Annotated in this window: 24 protein-coding genes and 1 tRNA gene; 14 read left to right on the top strand and 11 right to left on the bottom strand. The window is 58.7% G+C overall.

Annotation, left to right across the window (positions count from 1 at the left end; genetic code table 11):
* Positions 1-212 precede the first annotated feature (212 nt).
* Together AO240_RS17550 and AO240_RS17545 are read left to right on the top strand one after the other, a co-directional pair.
* Positions 213-1,181 carry a hypothetical protein gene (locus AO240_RS17550; protein ID WP_099237805.1) on the top strand — a complete coding sequence of 323 codons (969 nt, stop codon included), beginning with the start codon at positions 213-215 and terminating at the stop codon, positions 1,179-1,181.
* Positions 1,182-1,282: 101 nt separating this feature from the next.
* Entirely contained in the window at positions 1,283-1,903 is a 621-nt protein-coding gene (locus AO240_RS17545) for a hypothetical protein (RefSeq protein WP_099237803.1), read from the top strand.
* 43 nt (positions 1,904-1,946) lie between these two features.
* Here AO240_RS17545 and AO240_RS17540 read toward each other — a convergent pair whose 3' ends face one another.
* Complete coding sequence (locus AO240_RS17540) at positions 1,947-2,192, bottom strand: DUF6124 family protein (RefSeq protein ID WP_099237801.1); 246 nt, start codon at positions 2,190-2,192, stop codon at positions 1,947-1,949.
* A 391-nt stretch (positions 2,193-2,583) separates the two neighbouring features.
* On the opposite strand from AO240_RS17540, the gene AO240_RS17535 reads away from it, so the two are divergent.
* The 5 genes from AO240_RS17535 (at position 2,584) to AO240_RS17515 (ending at position 9,538) form a co-directional block, all read left to right on the top strand.
* Positions 2,584-2,928, top strand: a complete 345-nt coding sequence (locus AO240_RS17535) for an FKBP-type peptidyl-prolyl cis-trans isomerase (protein ID WP_099237799.1) — start codon at positions 2,584-2,586, stop codon at positions 2,926-2,928.
* Between the two features lie 776 nt (positions 2,929-3,704).
* Entirely contained in the window at positions 3,705-4,421 is a 717-nt protein-coding gene (locus tag AO240_RS17530) for an MgtC/SapB family protein (protein ID WP_099237797.1), read from the top strand.
* A 299-nt stretch (positions 4,422-4,720) separates the two neighbouring features.
* Positions 4,721-5,347, top strand: coding sequence for a response regulator transcription factor (locus tag AO240_RS17525; RefSeq protein WP_099237795.1), 627 nt, complete (start codon positions 4,721-4,723; stop codon positions 5,345-5,347).
* Between the two features lie 6 nt (positions 5,348-5,353).
* Positions 5,354-8,980 (top strand): transporter substrate-binding domain-containing protein, encoded by a 3,627-nt coding sequence (locus tag AO240_RS17520; protein ID WP_099237794.1) that lies wholly within the window; start codon positions 5,354-5,356, stop codon positions 8,978-8,980.
* A 135-nt stretch (positions 8,981-9,115) separates the two neighbouring features.
* Positions 9,116-9,538, top strand: coding sequence for a chemotaxis protein CheY (locus tag AO240_RS17515; protein ID WP_099237977.1), 423 nt, complete (start codon positions 9,116-9,118; stop codon positions 9,536-9,538).
* 134 nt (positions 9,539-9,672) lie between these two features.
* Here the strand turns inward: AO240_RS17515 and AO240_RS17510 are convergent, their stop codons facing one another.
* Positions 9,673-10,764, bottom strand: a complete 1,092-nt coding sequence (locus tag AO240_RS17510) for a 3-deoxy-7-phosphoheptulonate synthase (RefSeq protein ID WP_099237792.1) — start codon at positions 10,762-10,764, stop codon at positions 9,673-9,675.
* A 609-nt stretch (positions 10,765-11,373) separates the two neighbouring features.
* Between AO240_RS17510 and AO240_RS17505 the strand changes: the two genes are divergently transcribed.
* Together AO240_RS17505 and AO240_RS17500 are read left to right on the top strand one after the other, a co-directional pair.
* Complete coding sequence (locus AO240_RS17505; protein ID WP_099237790.1) at positions 11,374-12,126, top strand: carbon-nitrogen hydrolase family protein; 753 nt, start codon at positions 11,374-11,376, stop codon at positions 12,124-12,126.
* Positions 12,123-12,569, top strand: a complete 447-nt coding sequence (locus tag AO240_RS17500; protein WP_099237788.1) for a GNAT family N-acetyltransferase — start codon at positions 12,123-12,125, stop codon at positions 12,567-12,569. The genes AO240_RS17505 and AO240_RS17500 overlap by 4 nt, the downstream gene beginning before the upstream one ends.
* 35 nt (positions 12,570-12,604) lie before the next feature.
* Here the strand turns inward: AO240_RS17500 and AO240_RS17495 are convergent, their stop codons facing one another.
* Positions 12,605-12,844: a DNA-binding protein gene (locus tag AO240_RS17495; protein ID WP_099237786.1), complete on the bottom strand. Its 240-nt coding sequence runs from the start codon at positions 12,842-12,844 to the stop codon at positions 12,605-12,607.
* An 81-nt stretch (positions 12,845-12,925) separates the two neighbouring features.
* Here AO240_RS17495 and AO240_RS17490 point away from each other — a divergent pair, with 81 nt between their 5' ends.
* The 5 genes from AO240_RS17490 (at position 12,926) to AO240_RS17470 (ending at position 16,640) form a co-directional block, all read left to right on the top strand.
* Positions 12,926-13,291, top strand: a complete 366-nt coding sequence (locus tag AO240_RS17490) for a helix-turn-helix domain-containing protein (protein WP_099237784.1) — start codon at positions 12,926-12,928, stop codon at positions 13,289-13,291.
* A 151-nt stretch (positions 13,292-13,442) separates the two neighbouring features.
* Complete coding sequence (uvrY, locus tag AO240_RS17485; RefSeq protein ID WP_082649090.1) at positions 13,443-14,084, top strand: UvrY/SirA/GacA family response regulator transcription factor; 642 nt, start codon at positions 13,443-13,445, stop codon at positions 14,082-14,084.
* A 1-nt stretch (position 14,085) separates the two neighbouring features.
* Positions 14,086-15,909, top strand: coding sequence for an excinuclease ABC subunit UvrC (gene uvrC / locus AO240_RS17480; protein ID WP_099237783.1), 1,824 nt, complete (start codon positions 14,086-14,088; stop codon positions 15,907-15,909).
* 32 nt (positions 15,910-15,941) lie between these two features.
* Entirely contained in the window at positions 15,942-16,502 is a 561-nt protein-coding gene (pgsA, locus tag AO240_RS17475) for a CDP-diacylglycerol--glycerol-3-phosphate 3-phosphatidyltransferase (RefSeq protein WP_058414945.1), read from the top strand.
* 62 nt (positions 16,503-16,564) lie between these two features.
* Positions 16,565-16,640, top strand: a tRNA-Gly gene (locus tag AO240_RS17470).
* Positions 16,641-16,736: 96 nt separating this feature from the next.
* On the opposite strand, the gene AO240_RS17465 is transcribed toward AO240_RS17470, so the two are convergent.
* The 8 genes from AO240_RS17465 to tldD all read right to left on the bottom strand — a co-directional run bounded on the left by AO240_RS17465 (position 16,737) and on the right by tldD (position 25,282).
* Positions 16,737-18,083: an MFS transporter gene (locus tag AO240_RS17465; RefSeq protein WP_099237781.1), complete on the bottom strand. Its 1,347-nt coding sequence runs from the start codon at positions 18,081-18,083 to the stop codon at positions 16,737-16,739.
* Positions 18,084-18,264: 181 nt separating this feature from the next.
* Positions 18,265-18,501: a LamB/YcsF family protein gene (locus AO240_RS17460; protein WP_256585978.1), complete on the bottom strand. Its 237-nt coding sequence runs from the start codon at positions 18,499-18,501 to the stop codon at positions 18,265-18,267.
* Positions 18,494-19,435: a biotin-dependent carboxyltransferase family protein gene (locus AO240_RS17455; protein WP_099237779.1), complete on the bottom strand. Its 942-nt coding sequence runs from the start codon at positions 19,433-19,435 to the stop codon at positions 18,494-18,496. The genes AO240_RS17460 and AO240_RS17455 overlap by 8 nt, the downstream gene beginning before the upstream one ends.
* Entirely contained in the window at positions 19,432-20,211 is a 780-nt protein-coding gene (locus tag AO240_RS17450; protein ID WP_099237776.1) for an allophanate hydrolase subunit 1, read from the bottom strand. The genes AO240_RS17455 and AO240_RS17450 overlap by 4 nt, the downstream gene beginning before the upstream one ends.
* Positions 20,212-20,371: 160 nt before the next feature.
* A complete protein-coding gene (locus tag AO240_RS17445; protein ID WP_032885513.1) occupies positions 20,372-20,797 on the bottom strand; it encodes a VOC family protein in 426 nt (141 codons plus the stop codon).
* A 228-nt stretch (positions 20,798-21,025) separates the two neighbouring features.
* On the bottom strand, positions 21,026-21,889 hold the full coding sequence (locus AO240_RS17440) for a LysR family transcriptional regulator (RefSeq protein ID WP_099237774.1): 864 nt from the start codon (positions 21,887-21,889) through the stop codon (positions 21,026-21,028).
* 160 nt (positions 21,890-22,049) lie between these two features.
* Positions 22,050-23,804, bottom strand: coding sequence for an enoyl-CoA hydratase-related protein (locus tag AO240_RS17435; protein WP_099237772.1), 1,755 nt, complete (start codon positions 23,802-23,804; stop codon positions 22,050-22,052).
* A 23-nt stretch (positions 23,805-23,827) separates the two neighbouring features.
* On the bottom strand, positions 23,828-25,282 hold the full coding sequence (tldD, locus tag AO240_RS17430; protein WP_099237770.1) for a metalloprotease TldD: 1,455 nt from the start codon (positions 25,280-25,282) through the stop codon (positions 23,828-23,830).
* Positions 25,283-25,299: the final 17 nt, after the last annotated feature.

Genomic DNA, 25,299 nt, shown 5'->3' with positions numbered 1-25,299 from the left:
GACATTCGGGGTTGAAGATAGTGCGAAGAAAATGCGCAGAGGGAAGTTCGGGGATAGGCGCAGCAAGAGCTGCAGCAAAAGGCGCAGCAAGAGGTGCAAATGTATCAGGCCAGGTGGTGCATTTGGGCCAGGATTGAACGTATGTCCTTTCGCCATACTCACACAATCAAGGCACATTGCCTTGCTCCTATAACTTGTGAAGGACCTCTTGTATGACCACTGTCTATGAAACCAATCGCTCGCTGTTTCGTGTGTCGTGGAGCTCGGTATTAGCCGGTAGTGCAATTGCGCTGGTGACCTACCTGGTGCTCAGTGTTCTGGGTACGGCTATCGGCGCCAGCGCCGTTGACCCGATGGAAGCGGGTAACCCGCTCAGCGGCTTCGGCACCGGTGCCGGTATTTGGTTGTTCGTGTCCACGCTGGTGGCCATTGCGGCGGGTGCATTCGTCGCCGGCCGTACAGCACCGGATCGCGGCGGCCTGCACGGCGTACTGACCTGGACCGTCACCACCTTGCTCACCACGTGGTTGCTGGCCGGGCTGGCTGCCAGCGTGGTCGGCACGGCTGGTAATGTGGTTGGCAAAGGCCTCTCGGCCGCAGGCAGCGGCATCGCTGCTGCAGCGCCGGGGATTGGTGACAGCGTCAAACAACAGTTGAACGCGCAAGGCATCCAGTTGGATTGGAACAGCCTGCAAGGCGAGCTGGACACGCTGCTCAAGCAAAGCGGCAAGCCTGAGCTGGACCCGGCCAACGTCGAGCAAAAAGCTGACCAGGCCGCCGCCGATGGCAAGCAATCAGCCAACGACGCCGCCACCAACCCTGCGCAGGCCGGTGACCAGTTGAAGCAGTGGTTCGAACGCGTTAAAGCGTCCGGTGAGCCGGCGCTGAACGCAGCAGACAAAGAAGCACTGGTGAACATCGTGGCTGCCCGCACCGGCAAGAGCAAAGCCGAGGCGACTCAGATCGTTGACAACTATGCCCAGGCTTACCAGCAAGCCATGCAGAAAGTTGATGAGCTGAAAAAACAGGCCGAGCAAAAAGCCCGTGAAGCCGGTGAAGTCGCTGCCAAGCAACTGTCCCGCGCCGCATGGAGCACCCTGGCAATGCTGTTGCTGGGCGCTGCATTGAGCTTCTTTGTCGGTCGTATCGCACTGACTAACCGTCGCGTGCCATTGGCTTGATAAAAGTGAAAAGCGGCAGGAATGCCGCTTTTCCTTTCAGCACCTGCCGCACTGAACGCGTAAAATGCCTGCATTTTACGCGTATCACGCAAAGGTGCCCCTTGAACGCAGGCAAAGCCGTTGGACTGTTAGTACTCACCTCTCTGCTCGCAGCGTGCGGCACCTCGCCACCCAGCACGCCGAATGATCTCTGCGGCATCTTCCGCGAAAAAGACGACTGGTACGACGCCGCCAAAGTCACGCAAAAGCGCTGGGGCGTGCCGATCCAACTGCCGTTAGCCATCATGTACCAAGAGTCCGGCTTCCATCAGGATGCCAAGGCTCCGCGCAAATACCTGCTGTGGATCATCCCTTGGGGCCGTGTCTCGAGCGCTGCCGGCTACGCCCAAGCCAAGGATGAAGTGTGGAGTGATTACCGCAAAAGCACCGGCCGCAGCGGCGCCAGTCGCCAGGACTTCGACGACGCTATCGACTTCATCGGCTGGTACATGGACAAAACCTACAGCATCAACGGCGTGTACAAATACGATGCCTATGGCCAGTACTTGAACTACCACGAAGGCTGGGGCGGCTATCGCCAGCGCACCTACGCCGCCAAAGCCTGGCTGCCGCCGGTGGCGAGCAAAGTACAGGCGCGTTCGCAGCTGTATGCGGCGCAATATGCGCGCTGCAAGGATGATTTGGGGCGCGGTTTCTGGAGTCGGTTTTGGCATTGGCTATAAAGGACGTCCCTGTCCTTTGTGGCAAGCGGGCTTGCCACTTTACTTAGTGCGGCTGCATGCACTCCAATGAGCGATCGACCATCACGCTGGCCATGTCCACTAGGTGTAATACCGAGATCACCAATGTGCGTGAGTCACCGTCTAGTTGATTACTTGCCGTCTGCGCCGCGACGGCGGCACAGCGTAGCACGCTGCTGGCGTGTGCAAGAGCATCTTCGAAGCTGAGCGCTTCAGTGGTGGTGAAGAAGTGCGGTTCTGATGCGGGTGGTGCGGGGACAAGTTTGTCCATCGGTTCAACTCCTAATCAAATATTAGAGAGCCAACACCTTCGCTACTAAACGGGGTGGCGGCCGCACGCAGGTTAGTAGACCGGCGATTAGGAAACCGGTGCACCCGAAGGTGCCCTACGCACGGCCACCATAACGCAGGGCCGAAAAAAAGCGCCTTGCGGAAGGTGGCGCTTTGCGCCTAATCACGTCGTGGGCTACTAAACCCGAATCACTGGATTGGCAGTGACCGACGCAGACTAACCAGCTGACTTGAGCGGCGCAAGCGGTTGGGATTCTCTCGGAAACGTCCTTCAAGTTAAAGGGAAATGTCGCTGATCAGACTGTTCCTACACTTGCCAAACCCCGCCAATTCAGGGAAAACCCCGCCTTTGCGCATTCAATGAGACCACCATGAGCAACGACGAACTGCAGATCATCGACATCCGCCTGGGCGATGGTAAAACCGTGGTCAAAGGTGCGTTGATCACCACCCAATACACCGGCACGCTGGAAGACGGCACGGTGTTCGATTCGTCATGGGAACGCGGCAAGCCGTTCCAGTGTGTCATCGGCACCGGGCGCGTGATTAAAGGCTGGGACCAGGGGTTGATGGGCATGCAAGTGGGCGGCGTGCGCACCTTGTTTGTGCCGGCGCACTTGGCGTACGGCGAGCGCTCGATGGGCGCGCATATCAAGCCCAACAGCCATTTGCGTTTTGAAATTGAGTTGTTGGAAGTACTGACGCGCGATGATTGAAGTGCTTGTTTTCAATCAGCTGAACATCGTTTAACGGAGTGCTTCCCGGATCAAGATCACGGCGGCCTGAAAGCCGACCTGAGTGGTTAAAGCAGATCAAAAGCGCCTTTGTGGGAGCGGGCTTGCTCGCGATTGCGGTGTGTCAGTTGAAAAATACTTATCTGACACAGCGCAATCGCGAGCAAGCCCGCTCCCACAGTTGACCGAGTTCGGCTTGTGATGTTGATCTGGACGCGCCTCGTTCGGGCTGGCTTGCGATAGCCTCAACTCGGTCAACCTGATGGTCCGAGGTGCCCGCATCGCTAGCCAGCCCACTCCCACAAAAGCGCTTTTGATCTCGCAAGCGCTGATGCAGCAGGGCCTCCCACCCATAGCGGGTTCCTGAACCTGCCCTGAAGAATATTCCCACGCTCAGAATTGACACCTTCGTACGGTTTACTCGCCTGTAAACGCTGGGTAAGCTTCGCGCGTTTTTTTCAATAGCGCAGATCCTCAATGGGTACTTGTTCGAGTGGCAGTTGTCGGCCGGTTTCAGTAACCGGCACATACTTGGCAAGGTAGCGCGCATCGTTGCGATGCCGTTATCTCGCCTGAATAAGCGAGCAGCGGCATCCCGGCAGCGGCCAGTCCTGGCACCTGCCCGAATCCCTCTCATACCGCAGTGCATTGTGGCTAGCCGGCTCCTGTGGCAAGCCCGCTCGCCACCGGAACCGGCTGGCCGCAGGAACGCGGGCTGCACAGAGATCGGCATAGCCTTAGTGGCAACAGGAGTTTTTATGCAAGCAATCAACAACATCAACCTCAACTCGCTGGTCGATACCGTGGTCAGCCTCAGCGCGGCGTTTATCCTCGGTGGCTTGATCGGTTTTGAGCGCCAGTACCGTCAGCGCACGGCGGGCTTGCGCACCAATGTGCTGGTGGCCGTAGGCGCGGCGATTTTTGTCGACATGGCCAACCGCTTGGGCGGGGCGGAAGGCGCAGTGCGGGTGGTCGCGTACGTGGTCTCGGGCATCGGCTTTTTGGGGGCGGGGGTGATCATGCGCGAAGAAGGCAATGTGCGTGGGCTGAATACCGCCGCCACGCTGTGGGCCTCTGCGGCGGTGGGCGCGTGTGCCGGCGCCGATCTTATTCTTGAAGCGCTGCTGGGCACGCTGTTTGTGTTGGCGGCCAACACTTTGTTGCGGCCGATCGTTAATAACATCAACCGTCAGCCCCTGGACGTGGTGTCGGCAGAGGTCACCAACATCCTCTATGTCATCGCGCGGCGTAGCGAGCAACAGGCGGTGATGGTGTTGCTGGAAGCCGAGCTTGCGCGCTGCAACTACCCGGCCAGCGACGTCGACGTGCGTCCGTTCGGCAGCGAAGAGGTGGAAATCGAGGCCATCCTGGCCGCCACCTCAGTCGACGGCGACGAATTGGATGCGCTGGTGGCGCGTATTGCCATGTCGTCCCTGGTGGTGCAGGCGTTCTGGAGCCCGAGTACCACTGACTAACCCGCCCTCGTGCGGCGCAGGGCCAAGCGCCGGGTTGGCCATGCTCGCTAGGAAAAGTCCCACAAGTAGTTAGGAGTATCCCTTCGGAGCAAACGTCGTTCGGTTGATAAAGTTGCGCGCTTGCAGCTGGACAGCGGCAAAAAACAACCGTGCGTGTTCGCACGTTTTTAATCGAAGGGACCAGGCCCAGCCTGGCTATCGGCCTGAGTAGGGGCAGTGCCGCTGGTCGGCACTGTCATTTCTCACAGGTACCTGTGTCCCGAGTGATGTGTCAGGTTACCAGGCCTCAGGGGTGTTTTATGAATAAAGCGCTAATAGTCGATGATCATCCGTTTATTCGGCAAACCGTTCGCTTCCTGCTCAAACAGGAAGGTTTTACTGACATCGATGAGGCCGGTAACGGCGCGGATGCCGTGCAAAAGGCCAGAGAAGGGCGCCCGGATTTGATCATTCTAGACTTGTCGATCCCCAAACTTGGCGGGCTAGAAGTCATCAGTCGGGTCAAGGCTTTGGGCCTGCCGTGCAAGATGCTGGTACTGACGGCGTCCCTTGCGGAGTTTTTTTCTGCGCGCTGCATGCGCGCAGGTGCCATGGGTTTTGTGGCCAAGACTGGCGAGTTGGACGAGCTGCAAAAAGCTATCAAGGCGGTGATGTCCAACTACAGTTGCTTCCCCAGCTTGCCGAGCAGTTCGGTGCGCCGTGACGACTTGCAGTCCACTGAGCTGCAACTGGTGGAATCGCTTTCGGATCGTGAAGTGGAGGTATTACGCATGCTCGCCCTGGGTTTGGGCAATAACCAGATCGCCGAGCAAATGCTCTTGAGCCACAAAACCATCAGCACTTACAAGACGCGGCTCAAAGAGAAACTGCGCATGTCGTCCGTTGTACATATGGCCAAATTCGCCAATCGTAATTGTTTGATCTGACGCCACATGACCCCGGCCCACATTCTACGGTTGATCATTGCCCTGTTGATGGGCCTGATGCCGATGCGGGCGAGCGCGCTTGACGAGCCTCAAGCGCTGCGTTTGTTGGGGCACTCAAGTTTCGATGGTATTGGCCCATCGGTGGTGCTGGGGGAGCCGGACTGGCATTGGCTGCGCGAGCGTCGCACGCTGTTGCTGGGGGTTTCGGCTCCCGATTACGGGCCGTTCGAACTGACCAATAATAACGATGAGCTTGAAGGCATCACGGCCGATTATGCGGGGCTGCTCTCCCAGGCGCTGAACATCACCGTTGAAGTTCGGCGCTACGCTACCCGTGATGAGGTTATTGAGGCGCTCAAGCAGGGCGCAATTGACCTGCTGGGGTCGGCCAACGGCTTTGAGGCGGGCGACCCGCAGTTAGTGCTCTCGCGCTCCTATGCCAACGATCAACCGGTGCTGGTAACCCGTACCGGCGACGGCCAGTCCCTTGGCGTGGATTTGGCAGGCAAGCGGGTGGCGATGCTCTATCACTACATGCAGCCCGAGGTCGTGAAGGCCTTTTACCCCAAGGCGCAGCTGGAACTGTTCCCGTCTATTTTTGAAGCCATTGGCGCTGTGGCCTTCGGTCACGCCGATGTCTACCTCGGCGACGCTATTACCGCCAATTACCAGATCAACCGTAACCATCTGAACAACGTGCAGATGGCGGATTTTTCCACGCTGGAATCCAACTCTTTCGCCTTCGCTCTTTCCAGGGAAAACCCCCGGCTGCTGCGCATCGTCAACACAGCGCTGAGAGCCATCGCAGCGAACGAGCAGATGGAAATACTGCGCCGTTGGAGCGGTGACAACCTGGGCCTTTTGGGAACGACGCGGCTGCACTTGAGCACGAGCGAGCAGCGTTGGCTGGAGAAGCATCCGCGCGTCAGGGTGGTAGCGTCCGACCAGATGCTGCCGTTGGCATCCTTTACTGCAAATGGGCAGTTAGAGGGGCTGAGCGCCGACGTTTTGTCGCGGATCAGCTTGCGTACCGGTTTGAAGTTCGATGTGGTCGCGGGCGGCTCGATGTTCGATCAAATTGGCGTGGTCAGCTCCGGCAGGGCCGACATGCTGGCGGTGGTGACCCCAAGTATCGAGGGCTCCGATCAGGTGCGCTTCAGCCGGCCCTACCTGACCAACCCGGTTGTGCTGGTGACGCGCAACGACGATCCCGCTACGATGACCCTGGAAGACATGGTTGGAAAACGCCTCGCGCTGGCCAGTGGCAATGCGCTGCGTGAGGTGATCAACCGCGATTACCCCGGTATCACTTTTGTACAGGCCAGAAACCCGACAGAAGCCATGGCCATGGTGGCCGCCGGCACCGCCGATGGCGCCGTCAATTCATTGATCAATGCGCGCTACCTTATCGCCCTTCAGTACCGTGGCAACCTGCGAGTGACCAGCACGGTTGGCTCCGAGCCTGCGCGCATGACGTTTGGCGTGAACCGTGGTCAGTTGGAGTTGTACTCGATACTGGACAAGGCGCTGCTGAGCATCCCCCCGCATGAAATGGACGAGCTGATCAGCCAATGGCGCACTGATGTGGTCATCGAAGACCATTGGCTGCGTCATCGTACCGCGATCATTCAAGGCTTTGGCCTGGCGGCGCTGTTGCTGTTGCTGCTGCTGGGGTGGGCCATTTATTTGCGCAGCCTGATACGCAAGCGTTCCCAGGCCGAACGTGCCTTGAGCGACCAGATGCGCTTTATGGGCGTATTGATCGACGGCACGCCTCATCCGATTTACGTGCGTGATCGCCAAGGGCGGTTAATGGCCTGCAACAGCGCTTATCTGGATGTGTTTGGCTTCAGGCTGGAAGAGGTCATCGGTAAGACGGTGATCCAGACCGACACCGGTAACCCGCCGCAGGCGCAGTCTTTTCATGAAGATTATCTGCGGTTGATGGAGCGTGGCGAGCCGCAGATTCATGATCGGGTACTCAGGCTGCCCGCGGGCAAGGTGTTGACCATTTATCAATGGATGCTGCCGTACCGTGATGGCGATGAAAATGTCGTGGGCATGATTGCCGGTTGGGTGGACGTGAGCGAGCGCCAGCGCCTGTTGGGCCAGTTGCAGGAAGCCAAGGAGGAAGCCGACGCCGCCAATCGTGCCAAGACCACGTTCCTGGCGACCATGAGTCACGAGATCCGCACGCCGATGAATGCGGTGATCGGCATGATCGAACTGGCCCTTGCGAACGCCGAGCAGGGCCGCGCAGACCGCGATGCCCTGGAGGTCGCTTCGGTTGCGTCGCACGGCATGCTGGAATTGATTGGCGATATTCTTGATATTGCCCGCATCGAGTCCGGCCATCTGTCCCTTGCGCTGGAACCGGCCAACCTGCATGAACTGCTGATGTCGGTGGCGCGGGTGTTCGAAGGGCTGGCGCGTGCCAAGGGCTTGGCGTTGCTGGTAGAACTTGACCCGCTGATTGATTGCCCGGTACTGGCCGACCCCATGCGGTTCAAGCAAGTGGTGTCCAACCTGCTGAGCAATGCCATCAAGTTCGCGCACCACGGCCAGGTGCGGTTGGGCGCGCGCAGTTCACCGGCATCAGACACCGAATGGCTGAACCTCAGGTTATGGGTGGAAGACACCGGCATCGGCATCAGTGCCGAAGACCAGCAGCGCCTGTTCAACCCGTTTATCCAGGGCAGCAATACCGAGCAATCGGCCCGTAGCGGCTCGGGATTAGGCCTGGTTATCAGCCGTAACCTGTGTGAAATGATGGAGGGCACGTTGCAATTGAGCAGTGCACTTGGGCAGGGCACACGGGTGGACGTGACACTGGCATTGGCCAGGACCGCTGCCTTGCCGGCTGAGGTTTTGTTGCCCGTGCCGGTCGTTCAGGCGGCCCGTGTATTGGACATTCTGGTGGTGGATGACTACCCGGCCAATCGCTTGCTGCTGGCCCGGCAGTTGAGCTTTCTGGGGCATCGGATCATCACCGCCGAGGAGGGTGTCCAGGGGCTTGAGTGCTGGAAAACCAGGAACCCGGACGTGGTGATCACCGATTGCAACATGCCCCTCAAAGACGGCTACACCCTGGCGCGTGACATTCGTGCACAGGAGCGCGAGCAAGGGCTGGTGCCCTGCCTGCTGCTGGGCTTTACCGCGAATGCGCAGCCGGAAGAAGCCGAGCGTTGTCGGCAAGCCGGCATGGATGGTTGCCTGTTCAAACCTGCGGGGCTTGAGGACTTGCGCTCGGCCCTGGCCTCGCTGACGAACCGTCTTTGTGCGTCTGAAACCGAGGTGGGGTTTGATCTGAGCACGTTAATCTCGTTAACGGGGGACGATCATGCCGCGCTGAAAGAGCTGTTGATGCCGCTGATCGAGAGCCTTCAGGCGGACTGTGCGCTTCTGCCGGAACTGCAGCGCCAGCACCATTTTCACCCGCTGCATGACCTCGCTCACCGCGCCAAGGGCGGGGCGCGCATGGTCAAGGCGCAGCGGCTGATCGCCTGTTCCGAAACGCTTGAGGGTGTCTGTCAACGCCAGGACCGCAATGCGCTGGGCGCGGCGATTGAAGCGATTGAGGCGGCGATGGATGAGCTGCATCAGCGCCTGAGCATGTTTTGCAATCAGCGTTGAGCGCTGTGACGGGTCATTCGGTGGTTTTGGGATAACTCCTACGCGAAGGGGGAACAAGGCTGATTTTGTCTTCGCGCTATGTCTGGAGAATGGGCGGTGCTCACTGACGAGCCCAGCCCGCCCAGGTTTTTTGCCATGCCGAATAAAGCACTGACCCTCCTGATTGCCGATGAACAGCACCTGCAACGGCTGCACATCGAGAAAATGCTCAACCAATTGGGCTATCACCGGATTGTCCCGGTGCAAACCTTTGAAGAAGTGCAAATACTCACGGCCATCCCGGCCGAGCCCTTTGACGTGCTGATCATCAACGCGGGGTTGCTGGCCGACTTCAACGGGCCACGGCCCAAGGCTCGGCATATGCTGGTTTACCACCACCAGAACCTCGGAAGATTGGCCGAGGCAACCTCGGCCGTGCTGGTACGCCTGCCTGGCGCACCCGACAACATCAACCTGGAACACTTCATGGACATCGTCGACCCGCCCAAGGCCGCCCTTGGTTTGCGAGTATTGCCCTGGCTGCGCGAGTTATCCAGCCGGCCGGCAACCGGGGTTTAATCCCACTTCGGTGCGATGCCCTTGGGGTTGGTCAGGCGATGCCCATGGTTCCTTCTGAAAAACCCCCAAACCCGACAATGACTTTTGATCAGCCGGCACACATGCAGGCACGGGCAAGCCGTGCCTGCATGCGTTCAGTCGGTTTGACGCTGTGCCCGCAGGCGTTCGGCGGCGCTGCGCAACAGTTGCTCGGTGGCGTCCCAGCCCAGGCAACCATCGGTCACTGACACGCCGTACTTCATTGACGGGCTCAAGGGCTGGCAACCTTCGAACAAATGACTTTCGAGCATCATGCCGATCAACGCCGTGTCACCTTGCAGGCGTTGTTCCAGCACCTCGTTGAACACCGCCGGTTGACGCAGCGGGTCTTTGCCGCTGTTGGCATGGCTGCAATCGACCATCATCCGCGCCGTGACCTTGGCCTTGGCCAGGTCGAGTTTCACCTGCGCCACGCTCTGCGCATCGTAATTTGGCCCACGGTGGCCGCCGCGCAGCACGAGGTGCGTGTCGGGGTTGCCCGGGGTCTGGATGATTGCAGGATGGCCCTGGCTGTCGACGCCGAAATGGCGGTGCGGGTGCGCCGCTGAGCGCATCGCGTCGCAGGCAATGGCGACGCCGCCGTCGGTGCCGTTCTTGAAACCGACCGGTATGCCCAAGCCGCTGGCCATTTCGCGGTGAATTTGCGACTCGGTGGTGCGTGCGCCGATGGCCACCCAACTCAGCAGGTCATCGAAGTAGCCGGCGGCCATCGGTTGCAGCAACTCGGTGGCGACCGGCAGGCCCAGGCGCAGCATTTCGCGCATCAACTGGCGCGACAGGTTGAGGCCTGCGGCCATGTCATCGCTGCCATCCAGGTGCGGGTCGTAGGCCAGGCCTTTCCAGCCGACAGTGGTGCGTGGTTTTTCGACGTAGGCGCGGATCACCAGCAGCATCTGGTCGCTGACTTCCAGCGCTAACTTCTTCAGCTTGCGCGCGTATTCCATGGCCGATTCCGGGTCGTGTATCGAGCACGGGCCGACAATCAGCAGCAAGCGGGAGTCTTCACCTTCAAGGATGGCTCGCACGGCTTGGCGATGGGCGTTTATCTGCTCAACGAGGAACGGGCTGAGCGGCAACTGGTGCTTAAGCTCAAGCGCACTGGGCAGGCGCTGGGTCAGGGCTTCATTGGCGCAAGTCAGGGCGCTGTTGATGGTAGAGCGTGGCAAAGCGGCGGCGGAGGAATTCATATTCAAGGCTTCCTGGGCAAGCGGCGGGCTGTTCCCGCACGCTCTGCCCTACTGGGGTGTTCGACAATTGGCCGGATTGGCTACGCAGGTTGGCTTGCCACCAAGAGGTGACCGATCGGAGGCGGCAGGCTGTCCCGAACGGAGCTTGCTAAATCGCCATGCAGTGCAAGTGTCGTAGCGGTAATAGGTGGCGTAGTTCATGTCGTAACTCCTTTAAGTGTTGTTCAAAATGTACGGGGCCTGAAAAAACAAAACCCCCGGTCGGGGAGCCGACCGGGGGTTAGATTTCTCTGGTAGGCGACCCCTTGAGTAGTGGGCGCCGATTTCAGGTATCAGGCGCGCCAGTGGCTAAACCAATACCCAAAATAAAAGCTGGTACGTGCGCTCACACCGCTCACGCGGGCAGCCGACACCGAGCGCGAAACGCTGGCAGTAGGGCAAGCCTGAATGTGGGTGAACTTCAACATGTTATGTCTCCGAATTTCCCCGAGTTTACAACGCGTGTGCGGGTGGTTTCAATCAGCAATTTCTATTGTGCAGTTGTACTGACGGCTATGGGTGAGTGCCGATATGCTGGTCGCACTTGATAAAGATGACTGGAACGCAACCATGAGTGCCTTGACCCTTGCTGCCGCTCAAACCTGTTCCATCGCAGGCGACGTGCCGGCCAATATCCAGCGCCACCTGGCGGTTATGCAGGCTGCTGCCGAACATGGCGTGCAATGGCTGGTTTTTCCGGAGCTGTCATTGACCGGGTATGAACCGGCGTTGGCCGCCGGATTGGCGATTGCGCCCGGCGACGCGCTGCTGGCGCCGCTGCGCGCGATGGCGCAACAGTTGCGGTTGACCGCGGTGGTGGGCATGCCGATCCGTTTGGCACCCGAGCCGGGTGTGTTGATCGGCGCACTGGTTTTGGGCGCGGACGGTTCGCTGGCGGTCTACACCAAGCAGCATTTGCACCCCGGTGAGGAAGCGGCGTTTGTGGCAGGGCAGGGTGGTGCGGTCTTCGAATGTGCGGGTGAGCGTATTGCATTGGCGGTGTGTGCAGATTTTTCGGCTGCCAGCCATCCCCGTCAGGCGGCCGAGGCTGGCGCCACTGTTTACGCCGCCGGTGTGTTGATCAGCACAGATGGCTACGCAGCGGACAGCGCGCTGCTTCAAGGCTATGCCGCTGAACACGGCTTGCTGGTGCTGATGGCCAATCATGGCGGCCCATCGGGTGGCTGGGCCTGCGCAGGTCGCAGTGCCATCTGGGCCGCCGATGGCCGTTTGCTCGCCGCCGCCGCGGGTGTCGGCGACGCGCTTGTGATCGCCCGCCGCGAAGCGGGTCAATGGGCCGGTCAAGTGGTAGCGTTCAAATGACCTTTCACCTGCGCGCGGCGACCCACCAGGACTTGCCATTCGCACGCACGCTCGCGCATGAGTCCATGAGCCGCTACTACTTGGAGTACGATTTGTTGTGGTCCGAAAATGGCTTTGACCTCGATTGGGCGGGGCGTGAGAACTGGCTGATTTGCAGGGATGACAGCGTGATGGGTTTTATCAGCCTGAGTCGCGACAGCAGGGCGCTGTTTATTCGCGAACTGCACCTGCTCGAGCGTTGCCGCAAGCAAGGCGCAGGCAGCTGGGTGCTGGAGCAGATGGTGCTCAAGGCGCGGGCGCAAGGCCTGGGCCTTTTACGCTTGACCGTATTCAAGACCAACCCGGCTAAAGCGCTGTATCTACGCCAGGGGTTGAGCGTTGTGGGGGAGGATTATTGCTTCTGGCGCATGGAGCGTGAGTGTCGCGCGACGCCATCAGACTAAAACGGGCACGCTGTACGAATAAGCGCATACTGCTGTCAGGCAATTACATCCGGGTCGCGGTATTGAGCGATAGGCTCGTCCACGATAATCCCTTCTTTCATGCCCAACAGGACCGCCACCTTGTGGGCTTCCCCGCGCCGTCCCTTTTTGCGCCCAGCGAGCACTTGATACGTTGTAGCAGGGTCTACTCCGTGCTCACGGGCGAACGCTTGAACTGACTTGCCTTGATGTTCCAGCCAAGCCTTAGCTTGTGCAGCAGTGCGAATACCGGGCATAGTTCAAAACCGTTCAAGTTTGTTTAAAACGAGATGAGTGTGTCACCTCTTGAGGTGTGCCAAATAGGATCATACATCCAAATGAGTGGAATCGGTTCGCGTTTAAGGCAGGAAAGAGAACGGCTCGGTATGTCGCAGAAAAATTTTGGTGAAGTGGGTGGCGTTGAAGCCAATGCCCAAGGGAAATATGAGAGCGGTGGTCGTGCGCCCAAGGCTGATTATTTATCACGCGTGGCTGAGCGTGGTGTCGATGTCCTATACGTGCTGACGGGGAGCCCGACGCCGATACAATTGGAAAACCTGAGCTCGCTCGAAGAAAAAATCCTTGAAAACTACCGCGCCATGTTCAAGGAAGACCAAGACGCGATACGTCGTTTGACCACCACGTTGGCGGAACATTCGGCAGCGCAGTCAGGAAAACTCAAGCCGGTATTTTCGCAAAGCTGACCTTTTGTTCAGCATAATGGGCAGATTGCTGATCGGCAGAGCCTTATATAGCGCGCAAACTCTATATATATGACACTTGCAGCTAGGTCTGTGCCTTGGTTTTTTGCTAAGGTGTTCAGCAACCTATAAGACCATATCGCGAGGTGTCTGCTTGATTAGGGTGCTAGTAGTCGATGACCATGATCTCGTTCGTACAGGCATTACACGAATGCTGGCTGACATCGATGGCCTGCAAGTAGTCGGCCAGGCCGAGTCGGGGGAGGAATCCCTGATCAAGGCCCGAGAGTTGAAGCCCGATGTGGTGTTGATGGACGTCAAGATGCCCGGGATTGGCGGTCTTGGTGCCACGACTAAATTGTTGCGCAGCCATCCCGACATCAAAGTCGTGGTGGTTACCGTGTGCGAGGAGGACCCGTTTCCCACTCGTCTGTTGCAGGCGGGGGCGGCGGGTTATCTGACCAAGGGTGCAGGCCTGTCGGAGATGGTGCAAGCCATTCGCCTGGTGTTTGCCGGCCAGCGTTATATCAGCCCGCAAATTGCCCAGCAGTTGGCGATCAAATCCTTCCAGCCCACCAGCGACTCACCGTTTGATGTGTTGTCGGAGCGGGAAATCCAGATCGCCCTGATGATCGTCGGTTGCCAGAAGGTTCAGGCGATCTCCGACAAACTGTGCCTGTCGCCAAAAACCGTGAACACCTACCGCTATCGCATTTTCGAGAAACTGGCGATCAGCAGTGATGTTGAACTGACCTTGCTCGCGGTGCGCCACGGCATGGTGGATGCCAGCGCCTGACATGACCACACCGTTTGATCCAAGTGCCTTTCTCTCAACCTGCAGTGGTCGCCCCGGCGTTTACCGCATGTTCGATAGCGAGGCGCGCCTGCTTTATGTCGGCAAAGCCAAGAACCTGAAAAGCCGTCTGGCGAGCTACTTTCGCAAGACCGGTCTCGCGCCGAAAACCGCTGCCTTGGTAGCGCGTATTGCCCAAGTCGAAACCACCATCACCGCCAACGAGACCGAGGCGTTGCTGCTTGAGCAAACGCTGATCAAGGAATGGCGGCCGCCTTACAACATCCTGCTGCGCGACGATAAATCCTACCCCTACGTGTTTTTATCCGACGGTAACTTCCCGCGCCTCAGCATCCACCGTGGCGCGAAGAAGCAGAAAGGCAAATATTTTGGCCCATACCCGAGCGCCGGCGCGATTCGCGAAAGTTTGAGCCTGCTGCAAAAGACTTTTTTTGTGCGCCAGTGCGAAGACAGCTTCTACAAGAACCGCACGCGGCCGTGCCTGCAGTACCAGATCAAGCGGTGCAAGGCGCCGTGTGTCGGCCTGGTTGAACCGGCGGAGTACGCCGAGGATGTGCGCCATTCGGTGATGTTTCTTGAGGGGCGCAGCAACGCCCTCACCGATGAGCTCTCCACTGCCATGGAACACGCCGCCGGCACCCTGGATTTCGAGCGGGCGGCTGAATTGCGCGACCAGATCTCGTTGCTGCGCCGTGTTCAGGACCAGCAGAGCATGGAAGGCGGCACCGGTGACGTCGATGTGATCGCCGCTTTCGTCAACCCCGGCGGTGCCTGCGTGCACCTGATCAGCGTGCGTGGCGGGCGAGTGCTGGGCAGCAAGAACTTTTTCCCGCAGACCGGTATCGACGAGGAGGTGGCCGAAGTCATGGCGGCCTTCCTCGGCCAATACTACGTCAGCAGCCCCGAGCGCGATTTGCCCTCGGAGCTGATCGTCAACGTGGTGCATGAAGACTTCCCCACACTGATCGAGGCCATCCACGAGCTGCGGGGTCGCGAGCTGGACATCAGCCACCGTGTACGCGGCACTCGCGCCCGCTGGCAGCAACTGGCGGTGACCAACGCCGAGCAGGCCCTGAGCGCGCGCCTGGCTAATCGACAGCACGTGGCTGCGCGCTTCGATGCCTTGGCCGAAGTGCTCAACCTGGACGAGCCCCCCCAGCGCCTTGAGTGCTATGACATCAGCCACTCCAGCGGCGAGGCCACGGTGGCGTCCTGCGTGGTGTTTGGGCCGGAAGGGCCGATCAAATCCGATTACCGGCGCTACAACATCGAAGGTATCACCGCAGGCGATGACTATGCCGCCATGCACCAGGCGCTCACACGCCGCTTCAGCAGGCTGAAGGACGGCGAGGGCAAGCTGCCGGATATTCTGCTGGTGGACGGCGGCAAGGGTCAGTTGTCGATGGCCCGTGACGTGCTCAACGAGCTGGCGGTGCCCGACTTGATCCTGCTCGGCGTGGCCAAGGGGGCCACGCGCAAGGCCGGTTTTGAAACGTTGTACTTGAATGATGCGGCCCATGAGTTCACGTTGAAGGGCGACTCACCCGCGCTGCACCTGATTCAACAGATTCGTGACGAAGCCCACCGTTTTGCGATTACCGGGCACCGCGCGCGCCGTGGTAAAACCCGGCGAACCTCAACCCTGGAAGGGGTGGCGGGCGTTGGGCCGACGCGACGTCGCGACTTGCTTAAACATTTTGGTGGCTTGCAGGAGCTATCCCGTGCCAGCATTGACGAAATAGCCAAAGCACCCGGTATCAGTAAAAAGCTCGCTGAATTGATTTATGCCAATCTGCACAGCGAATAGAATGCCTTTCCACCTCGTAGCCAGTTGTGCCGATGAATATCCCTAATCTGATCACCGTTCTACGCGTCCTGCTCATTCCCATTTTCATTCTGTTGTTCTATTTGCCGTACGAATGGAGCCACTTGGCTTCAAGTTCCGTGTTTGCCTTTGCGGCCGCAACCGACTGGCTCGACGGCTACCTGGCGCGCCGCCTGGAGCAGAGCACACCGTTTGGCGCGTTCCTGGACCCTGTGGCCGACAAACTCATGGTGGCCGTCGCCCTGGTCCTGCTGGTGCAGGAACACGCCAACCTGTGGCTGACGCTGCCGGCTGCGGTGATTATCGGCCGCGAAATCGTGGTCTCGGCCTTGCGTGAATGGATGGCCGAAATTGGTGCCCGCGCCCATGTCGCTGTCTCCAACATGGGTAAGTGGAAAACCGCCGCGCAGATGCTCGCGCTGGTGATATTGCTGGCCAATCCGCCGCACTTCACCTTCTGGGTGCTGGTGGGCTACGCCTTGCTGCTGATCGCCGCCGGCCTGACCCTGTGGTCGATGCTCCAGTATTTGCGCGCTGCCTGGCCTCACCTGCGCACCACCGTTGAAAAGAAATAAACTTTTTTGAATCAAGGGGTTGACGGGTGCTGAGGATTCTATAGAATGCGCACCACCAAGACGCGGGAATAGCTCAGTTGGTAGAGCACGACCTTGCCAAGGTCGGGGTCGCGAGTTCGAGTCTCGTTTCCCGCTCCAAGCATTAATAAAAAGCCACTCAATAGAGTGGCTTTTTTTTGCCTGAGATTTACAGCGCCAGCGGTTTTGCCTTGTTTTTCTGGATTCTCCTTCGAACTATCTAAGCAGGTTGCCCTTGGACGTTTCGCGCAGCGTGAGAATCGCGAACAAGGCGCACACCGCAGCACCCGCCATGAAATAGCCCGGTACCAACAAATTGCCGGTCTTGGTGATAATCGAGGTGACGACGTAAGGGGTGATGCCGCCCCCCAGAATTGCGCCCAGGTTGATGCTGATCGCCATCGCCGTATAGCGCACCCGTGTCGGAAATTGCTCGGCGTAAGTGGGGTAGCCCACCGATTGCACAATCGGCATGGGTAACGTGGCGACAAACATCGCCAGTGCGGCGATCCACAGGCTGCCGCTGTCCATCAGGATCATCATGGGAATCACCAGAATCGCGTAACCCAGGAAGCCGATACTCAGCGCCTTCCTGCGACCGATACGGTCTGACAAACCACCCCAAAAGGGCATCATCGCCGCCATGCACAGGCTGATCACTGCAATCACCCAGTAGACTTTGGATTTGTCGAAGTGCAGGTAGGTCGTGAGGTAGATGTTCATGAACACCATCCCGATGAAGTACCCCGCATTCTGCGCAGACGCGAATACGATGACCCGCAGCAGCGCCGGCAGGTTTTTGCTGAATACCTCTTTGACCGGCGCCAGCGGTGGTTTTTCCTTCTGCAGGAAGGCTTTGAATTCCGGCGTTTCTTCAACGTTGTGCCGCATGTAAAACGAGAACATCACCAGCGGGATGGACAGGAAGAACGGGATACGCCAGCCCCATGCCTGCAATTGCTCGGCACTGAGCAGCCCGGTGGTGATACCGCAGACAATCGCCCCGGTTGCGCCACCGACGGCAACGCCCAGCGGAGTGAATGAGCCGAAGAACCCGCGTCTGCCGTTGGGCGAAGATTCCGCCACAAACGCCGCAGCGCCTACCACCTCGCCACCGGCGAAGAAGCCTTGTGACAAGCGCAACAGCACCAGCAGGATTGGCGCGGCCAGGCCGACTTGAGCGGTGGTGGGCAACACGCCAATCAGTGCGGTTGCGGTGCCCATCCCGATCACGGTGCTGAGCAGCACCCGACGTCGACCGATACGATCGGCAAGGCGGCCGAGCAGCACGCCGCCTATCGGGCGGATGACAAAGGCGATACCGAACACCGCCAACGTGGCGAGGAGGGCGGCGGCGGGGTTGTCACCGGGAAAGAACAAAGGCGCGATGATGGTCGCCATATAGCCGTAGATACTGAACTCATAGTATTCAACGGCGGTGCCGGTGGCTGACGCCATGGCTGCGCGCTTGGCAATCACGGCCGACTGCGTTGTGCCGCTGGTGGCGTGTGCATCGACGTCGATGTGCGGCGAGTGAGAATTTTCAGCAAGAACGCGAGACATAAATACCTTCCACTCTGGCCAATGGCCAAAAGAGTTAAGTGGCAGTGGGGCCTGCCTTGAAAGTGACGTACTGAAAACCGACAGTCACAGTCCATCCGGGCATTCAGGCGCCCAGACGCATCCGTCATTGACTATTCAGCTCTCAGACGAGGTTTTAAGCTCGGCAGTTAAAACGAGGGGGTTAATTCACGAGGCATGGGTGTTTCCTTTTTATTATGGGTAAACGTTGTGGGTGCTTGCCTGATCGCATTGGCAAACGCTGCAGCGCCACGGTCGCGCGCATGGAGCGCGAATCCCCGGCGTGAAACCCGCAGGCGATAGTGGCTGAGGTGAGGTGTGGAAGAATCGCCGCATCGTCGCCTGCGCGATAAAGGCTTGCGCCTTCGCCAAGGTCGCTGTTGAAATCTGTTTCAGGCATTGAACGCCTCCATCGCCTTGAGCGTGCGAGCGCGGGTGAGCAGCAAGGCTTCGGCAGTGCTCAATTCTATGAGTGAGAATCGCAACGTGTCGCCCGGCAGCAACTGCGCCAGTCGGGGTAGATCGACGCTGGCCACTTGGGCTATCCGTGGGTAGCCGCCGGTTGTTTGGCGGTCAGCCATCAAGATCAGCGGCTTGCCGCTGGGAGGCACTTGGACGGTGCCGAACGTGACACTCTCGGATAACAGCTCTTTGGGCGAAGATAATGTCAGCGGTGTGCCATCGAGTCGGTAGCCCATGCGGTCTGAGTCACCGCTCAAGGTGTAGTCATGGTTTACGAAGTGCGCTTGGGACTCGGCGGAAAAGTCCTTCCATTCCCGGCCAGCGATCACTCTGATCGGTTCGCAGGCAACCGCTTCATACAACCCAAAGTGGGAGCGCGGGCTGAGGCGGGGGGGGGTGGCAAACGATGAGCAAATGGGGATTAAACCCCCGGCTTGCGGTGCGCGGCCGCCCACCCCGCCGAACCCGCCCCGGGTGTACGTGCTGGTGCTGTTCATCAGCGGTTGCAGCAAAAAGCCGCCAGCTACCGCGAGGTAGCCGCGGGCACCCTGTCGCCGTTTGCCGAAACTCAAGGTGCTGCCTGGCGACACCAGGGCTGCCACGCCGGGCTTGAGCGGGACCGCATCCAGCTCGGCGCCAAGGTCCGCGCCGGCGAGCGCAATCACGGCTTTGGCCTGAAAGTGCAGCGTCGGGCCCTGGAGGGTCATTTCCAACGTGCTGAAAGTGCGAGGGTTGCCGACCAGCAGGTTGCACAGGGCATGTGCATCCTCGTCCATCACGCCGGTCACGGGCACGCCCCAATGCTGGAACCCATGCCGCCCGGTGTCCTGAAAGGTTGAGAGCATGCCGGGTCTGATTACCTTGATGGTCACTTCGCGTGCTCCCGAGCCAGCAGATCAAACTCATGGCGGGTAATGGGTACAAATCGAACTTGGTCGCCGCCCTGTAAAACACACGGCGGCTCACTCAAAGGCGAGAACATCGGCAGTGGTGTACGCCCTATCAGGTTCCAGCCGCCGGGCAGATCAGCCGGGTAAATCACACTTTGTCGGTTGGCGACGCCGATGCTGCCTTGCTTGACCAGCGTGCGCGGTGTCGCGCGACGCGGCAGCGACAGGGCGCTGTCGTGCATGCCGATGTACGGATGGCCTGGCGCGAAACCGACCATCAACACATCCAGCCAGTCGGCCGTGTGAGCGGCGATCACCTCATTGGCGGTCAGGCCGCCGGCCTGCGCGATGTGTTCAAGGTCCGGGGCAAATTCCGCGTCGTAGCACACCGGAATGTCGAGGCGGGCGCCGATCGCTGCGCCAGCACTGCGCGAACCCTTGAGACGCTCGGTCATAAGTGTGCAGATCGATTCATAAGGCGACACACCGGGGTAAAGGCTGGCAATTGACTCGGGAGAGTAATGAACGCCGACGGTCACCATCGCAGACACAACATCCGTGACGCCTGGCAGTTGGCCTTGAGCGGCCAGGGTGCGTAATTGGCTGCCGACCGAAGCGGCCTCGCGGTTGAGCTCAATCGAAAATACGCTGCCAAATATAAGGATTACGCAGCGATCACCGCACGGCTCAAAGTGCCATTTAACGTTGGAGAGCGACGCCCTTGGCGGCTCATCCAACATGCGACTGAGGTCGGACATAGTGTTCTCTATCCTCGCGCGGCAGGCAAAGCATCGGCCAGGCGCGTGCAGCGAGACAGAGAAAGCACGAGCTTTCACAGGTATCCGGCGCAACACAGCAAGGCTTCACGGCTTGAGAGTGCGCCGCCGCTCTAATGGCGACGGTCGCTTGAACCACAGATTACTTGGCGAACAGCTGGCTCATGTCCTTGAACGCCTTGAACTCCAGCGCATTGCCGCACGGGTCGAACAGGAACATGGTGGCCTGCTCGCCGACCTGGCCTTTAAAGCGAATGTAGGGTTCGATCACGAATTTGGTTGCGCGCGCTTTCAAACGTTCTGCCAGCGCTTCCCATTGCGCCCACTCCAGGATGATGCCGAAGTGCGGAACCGGTACGTCGTGGCCGTCTACCGGGTTGCTGTGCACGCTTTCCTGCGAAGCAGTCTTTGGGTGTTCATGGATGACCAACTGATGGCCGTAGAAATCGAAGTCTACCCACTGGTCACTGGAGCGACCTTCGGAAAGACCGAACACCTCACCGTAGAAGTGACGTGTGGCGGCCAGATCGTAGACGGGAATTGCCAGATGGAAAGGGGAGAGGCTCACGGTGATTTCCTATTGATTTGTTTTGATCTGAATCAATTCTTATCCGGAAACACGGTGGGGAAAAGCGCAAATTGTGTGTTCTGAGCACGAATAATTTCGATGAGTCACGTGGTTATTAAGGGTTTTGCACCATTGTTGTTCGTGCCGCACCACAACGGTTCGCTTTCCGGCGCAAATGCTCGCGCCACCAAGGTTGATTATTCGAGGCAGGCATGCGTTCGGCAGGCATCACACCGCATCCAGCACGCAGGCCCGGAAGATGTTGAACAGCGGTGAATGCTTTTGCCGATATTTTGAGACCAGCACGATTTCTCTGAAAAACGTCAGCTTGCGCAGGTCCAGAACCCTGACGTCCTCCACATGTTCAAGCCATAGACCCGCCTTGGGTACCAGCGAAACGCCGAGCCCGCTGCGCACCATTTTCACAATGGCATCCAGTTCATCCAGCTCCAGTGCCTGATGCACATGGATTTTTTGCTGCTTGAGAAACTGGGTGACCAGGCGTCCGCCAAATGATCCGCGGTCATAGCGTACGAAGGGCTGTTCCGCCAGAATCGCCAGCGGGTCGTCGCCTACAACATCTTTAGCGGTGATCAGCACAAAGGCCTCGCGCGCGATGACTTCTGCATGCAGGTCTTTGGGCAGCGAAAACGGTGGTTTGATCATGATGGCCAGGTCCAGCTCTCCGGCGTCGACCTGGCTGAGCAGATTTAACGAAACGCCCGGTACAAGGTTGGTTTCGATGAACGGGGCCTGCGATTTCAAGGCCACCAGCGCTTGCGGCAGGATCCCGGTCTGGACCGTACCGATTGCGCCGATGCGTAGTGCGCCATGGAAGTCATTGGCGCTGTCGGCGGCGCCCATTCGCCCGAAAAGCCGCAGGATTTCTTCAGCCAAAGGTATGGCACGTTGGCCCGCGGAATTGATGGTGGCCGAGCGCCCGGTCCGATCAAACAGTTTGACCCCCAGTGCCTCTTCGAGACTTTTAATCTGGGCGCTGACGGCGGATTGCGTCAGCCCAACCTGCTGGCCCGCTGCTGCAAAGGTGCCCCGTTGTGCAACGCAGATAAATGTCTTCAGTTCTCTGATCATGTCGCACCTTGATCCATTGTTGGATGTTCGCGCAGAGTAGTCATTTTCTCTATGTTTACCAACAGCGTACGGTGCCAACCGATCGAGAGAAGAGGGCAGAATTGACAAAGCCCTCCAAAGTCAGGCACTGGAGGGCTCATGGGAGTAATGGTATGGCTGCTTAACGCTGTTCGGCTGCCATGCGCTTCAGCATCGAGGCAGGTTCCCATGTGGGACCAAATTGCTCAGCGAACGCCAGTAACGAGTCATGCAGGAGCACCACGTCCGCTGACCAGTGAGCCATCGGTCCGAACTGATAGGGAGGGTAGCCGTAACCCCGCGTGAAAATCATATCAATATCATCCGGGTGCATTGCCAACCCTTCGTCCAACAGCCTGCATCCCTGGTTCGCCATTGACGCCAGCACTGCCCGTAACAATGACTCATCGTCCAGCATCGGCACGGTCGAGACGTCTTTTATCGACGATTTTGCAAGCCACTCAACAGGGGGCAGAGGCAACCCGAAGTTATTGGCCACCCGAACTGTATCGTCGTGACTGACTCCGGCGGCCCACAGGCTTTTCAGGTCGGCCGCCCAGCGGTCGATCAACACCTTGCCCAACGGCGTTGTGCCTGTGGAGTGCAAGCATGCGTAGCCCATGGCGCTCGCCCCCTTGACCGCCATACGAACTGAGTCAAGGTGGTCAGTTTCCCGTTTAACAAACTGCAACAGGCTCAGCGGTCCTTCTCCGTAAGAGAACGCGGCTAATAACGGATGGCCTTCTATCTGTTCGGGCAGTGTATCCATATCTACGGTTTGACCGTCGCGAACGCCATAAACGATGACGCCTCCCTTTCTCATTTGTCCCGCAAGTTCGGCGTACCTTTTTAATCGGCAGGGCTGGCTGTCGGTGCTGAAATCCAGCCACACATCACTGGCCGAAAGGTTAACCAGAACGGGGTCCGATTCGGCAACTTGCTGCACCCAGAACCGCAGAGGTCCCGGACTGTCCAGGCGACAACCAAGTGGCAACTTTTCGCCTGTCAATGTGATGCCGTTCAACTCAATCGGCTCTGCATCCGGCTGATATAGAGGTCCCCAGGCGGCTGCATCGGCATTATCGAAGGCGCCCTTCAAAGCCATGCTCTGACCGGACTGCTCGGCATCCACATAAAGGTCTGCTTCCAGCGCATATCCGCTATCGAAGTCACCGCAAAGCGCGGTCTCCAACAACTGCAAAATCGCGGTTTTACCTTTATAGGCAAAAAAATCCGGAGTCTGTCGGGCCTTGAAGTCTTTTAAATAATCGACGGGGGTATGCGCTTGTAACGACTCACGATAGCGGCAAGGAACGGGGTTTGGATGAGCAGCTGTCCAGGCCAATATCTCTTCCGGTCTCTCTTGCCAGGTGCGGTCCAGCAAACCGTCTACAAGCCCGAGTTCAAGCGCGCGATCAGCATTGATCGGATCTGCGGACATCAACAACTCGAACGCGGGTGCCACACCAATCAATCGTGGCAAGCGTTGGGTGGCGCCGGCGCCCGGTGGGAGGCCAATGTGAATGTCGGGAGCGCCGACCAACGCATCGGCGGTCGCCAGGCGCCACTGGCACGCCAGGACAAGCTCCAATGCTGCACCAAAGACACGTCCATGCAGTACAGCAACCAACGGCTTGCTGCTGACTTCAACCGCTTCAATCAACGGCCGTGCGGCATCACTGTTGTAAACCACTCCAAGCTCACTTTTCAATGCGCCGATTGAGAAGTCATCTCCTTGCCCGCAGACAATCGCGATCAGTGCTTGAGGGTCTTGGTTGTAGCGCTCAAGAACCTGCGAAAAATCATCCAGCAACGTTTCGTTGAACGCGTTGAGCGGAGGGTTGTTGAGTTGAAAAATCGCGACTGCGCCAAGGCGTTCATAACTGACAAGTGACATTATTCAGTTCCTCCGGATACGGCTCAGGCCGTTCCGCCCACAATAAGGTTGTCGATTTTTAGCGTCGGCTGACCGACGCTGACGGGAACGGTCTGGCCTTTTTTGCCGCATACCGCCATGCCTGGGTCCAGCGCCATATCGTTGCCGACCATACTTATCTGACTAAGCGTCTGCGGACCATTACCGGTCAGGGTTGCGCCACGTACCGGGGCTACCAACTTGCCGTCCTCGATCAGATAGGCCAACGCACTCTGGAAGGTGAACTGACCGCTGACGATGTCGACCTGGCCGCTATCCGGCTCCGCGAGATACAAGCCGCGCTTGACTGAAGCGATAATTTCTTCGGGTTCAAGCTCGCCGTTGCGCATGAAGGTGTTGGTCATTCGCGGCATTGGCAGATGCGCGTACGACTGTCGGCGACCGTTTCCGGTAGGCGACATGCCCATCAACCTGGCGCTGAGACTGTCGTGCATGTAACCGCACAGCACACCGTCCTCGATCAGCGTCGTGCATTGTCCGGCCTCGCCCTCGTCGTCAATATTCAGCGAGCCGCGATAGCCGGGCAGCGATCCATCGTCGACAATGTTCACGCCTTTGGGAGCAACACGCTCGCCCAGGCGTCCTGTATAGGCGGAAGTGCCCAGGCGGTTGAAGTCTCCTTCAAACCCATGCCCCATGGCTTCATGCAGCAATATCCCGGTCCATCCCGGACCCAGCACCACGGGCATGCTGCCGGTTGGGCTTGGGATAGCGTCCAGGTTAAGTAACGCACCCTCGACAAGCTTTTTAAGCTCTTCGCCAATGCGCTTCTCATCAAGAAACTCAAATGCATACCGCCCACCCAGCCCGGTACTGGCCATTTCGCGATGATTGCCACTCGCGACCATTACGGTCATCTGGACAGCGACCATCGGACGCACATCGGCAGCCAACCGGCCGTCATGCCGCATGACCAGCAGGGTCTCGTGCTCGATTTCTATCATTGCGAACACATCGACTACACGCGGATCTACAGCCCTGGCTATACGGTCAACGCTTTGCAAAATAGCGATCTTGGCCTCTGTATCCACCGAATCTATGGAGTCAGCGTTGGAGTAGGCGCTCTGCGGTGAGGTCTGCAGATTGCCAACTTGCACCCTAGAGCCACCCGGCCTTGCAATAGTGCGTACCGAACGAGCAGCGTCCATCATAAAGCGCTCGTTGATTTGTTGTGAATACGCGAAAGCGCTTTGATCGTGATCCAACGCCCTCAAGCCGAAACCCTGATCGACGCTGAAGGAGCCGAACTTGATGAGACCACCTTCAATATTCCAGCGTTCGCGCTTGACGGATTGCAGATACAGGTCGGCGAAGTCGACACGGTGCTCCATGACACTGTCCAGCACGCGCGTCAGGTGTTGTTCATTCAGGCCATACGGCTCCAGCAGCAGCGTTCGGGCGGCCTGCAGATTATCCACTTTGGTATGAGATACGTTCATTGAAGGTCCGGGCTGAA

This window comes from Pseudomonas sp. ICMP 460, from assembly GCF_002723595.1.
Lineage (GTDB): Bacteria > Pseudomonadota > Gammaproteobacteria > Pseudomonadales > Pseudomonadaceae > Aquipseudomonas > Aquipseudomonas kitaguniensis.
The sequence above is the reverse complement of the archived record's forward strand: the minus strand, read 5'-3'. Positions and strand labels throughout refer to the sequence as shown.

What these genes read in the sequence shown, in the direction of transcription:
- AO240_RS17550 (WP_099237805.1), top strand. Translation starts at nt 213, where the DNA reads ATGACCACTGTCTATGAAACCAATCGCTCGCTGTTTCGTGTGTCGTGG.
- AO240_RS17540 (WP_099237801.1), bottom strand. Translation starts at nt 2,192, where the DNA reads ATGGACAAACTTGTCCCCGCACCACCCGCATCAGAACCGCACTTCTTC.
- AO240_RS17535 (WP_099237799.1), top strand. Translation starts at nt 2,584, where the DNA reads ATGAGCAACGACGAACTGCAGATCATCGACATCCGCCTGGGCGATGGT.
- AO240_RS17530 (WP_099237797.1), top strand. Translation starts at nt 3,705, where the DNA reads ATGCAAGCAATCAACAACATCAACCTCAACTCGCTGGTCGATACCGTG.
- AO240_RS17525 (WP_099237795.1), top strand. Translation starts at nt 4,721, where the DNA reads ATGAATAAAGCGCTAATAGTCGATGATCATCCGTTTATTCGGCAAACC.
- AO240_RS17520 (WP_099237794.1), top strand. Translation starts at nt 5,354, where the DNA reads ATGACCCCGGCCCACATTCTACGGTTGATCATTGCCCTGTTGATGGGC.
- AO240_RS17515 (WP_099237977.1), top strand. Translation starts at nt 9,116, where the DNA reads ATGCCGAATAAAGCACTGACCCTCCTGATTGCCGATGAACAGCACCTG.
- AO240_RS17510 (WP_099237792.1), bottom strand. Translation starts at nt 10,764, where the DNA reads ATGAATTCCTCCGCCGCCGCTTTGCCACGCTCTACCATCAACAGCGCC.
- AO240_RS17505 (WP_099237790.1), top strand. Translation starts at nt 11,374, where the DNA reads ATGAGTGCCTTGACCCTTGCTGCCGCTCAAACCTGTTCCATCGCAGGC.
- AO240_RS17500 (WP_099237788.1), top strand. Translation starts at nt 12,123, where the DNA reads ATGACCTTTCACCTGCGCGCGGCGACCCACCAGGACTTGCCATTCGCA.
- AO240_RS17495 (WP_099237786.1), bottom strand. Translation starts at nt 12,844, where the DNA reads ATGCCCGGTATTCGCACTGCTGCACAAGCTAAGGCTTGGCTGGAACAT.
- AO240_RS17490 (WP_099237784.1), top strand. Translation starts at nt 12,926, where the DNA reads ATGAGTGGAATCGGTTCGCGTTTAAGGCAGGAAAGAGAACGGCTCGGT.
- uvrC (WP_099237783.1), top strand. Translation starts at nt 14,086, where the DNA reads ATGACCACACCGTTTGATCCAAGTGCCTTTCTCTCAACCTGCAGTGGT.
- pgsA (WP_058414945.1), top strand. Translation starts at nt 15,942, where the DNA reads ATGAATATCCCTAATCTGATCACCGTTCTACGCGTCCTGCTCATTCCC.
- AO240_RS17465 (WP_099237781.1), bottom strand. Translation starts at nt 18,083, where the DNA reads ATGTCTCGCGTTCTTGCTGAAAATTCTCACTCGCCGCACATCGACGTC.
- AO240_RS17460 (WP_256585978.1), bottom strand. Translation starts at nt 18,501, where the DNA reads ATGCCTGAAACAGATTTCAACAGCGACCTTGGCGAAGGCGCAAGCCTT.
- AO240_RS17450 (WP_099237776.1), bottom strand. Translation starts at nt 20,211, where the DNA reads ATGTCCGACCTCAGTCGCATGTTGGATGAGCCGCCAAGGGCGTCGCTC.
- AO240_RS17440 (WP_099237774.1), bottom strand. Translation starts at nt 21,889, where the DNA reads ATGATCAGAGAACTGAAGACATTTATCTGCGTTGCACAACGGGGCACC.
- AO240_RS17435 (WP_099237772.1), bottom strand. Translation starts at nt 23,804, where the DNA reads ATGTCACTTGTCAGTTATGAACGCCTTGGCGCAGTCGCGATTTTTCAA.
- tldD (WP_099237770.1), bottom strand. Translation starts at nt 25,282, where the DNA reads ATGAACGTATCTCATACCAAAGTGGATAATCTGCAGGCCGCCCGAACG.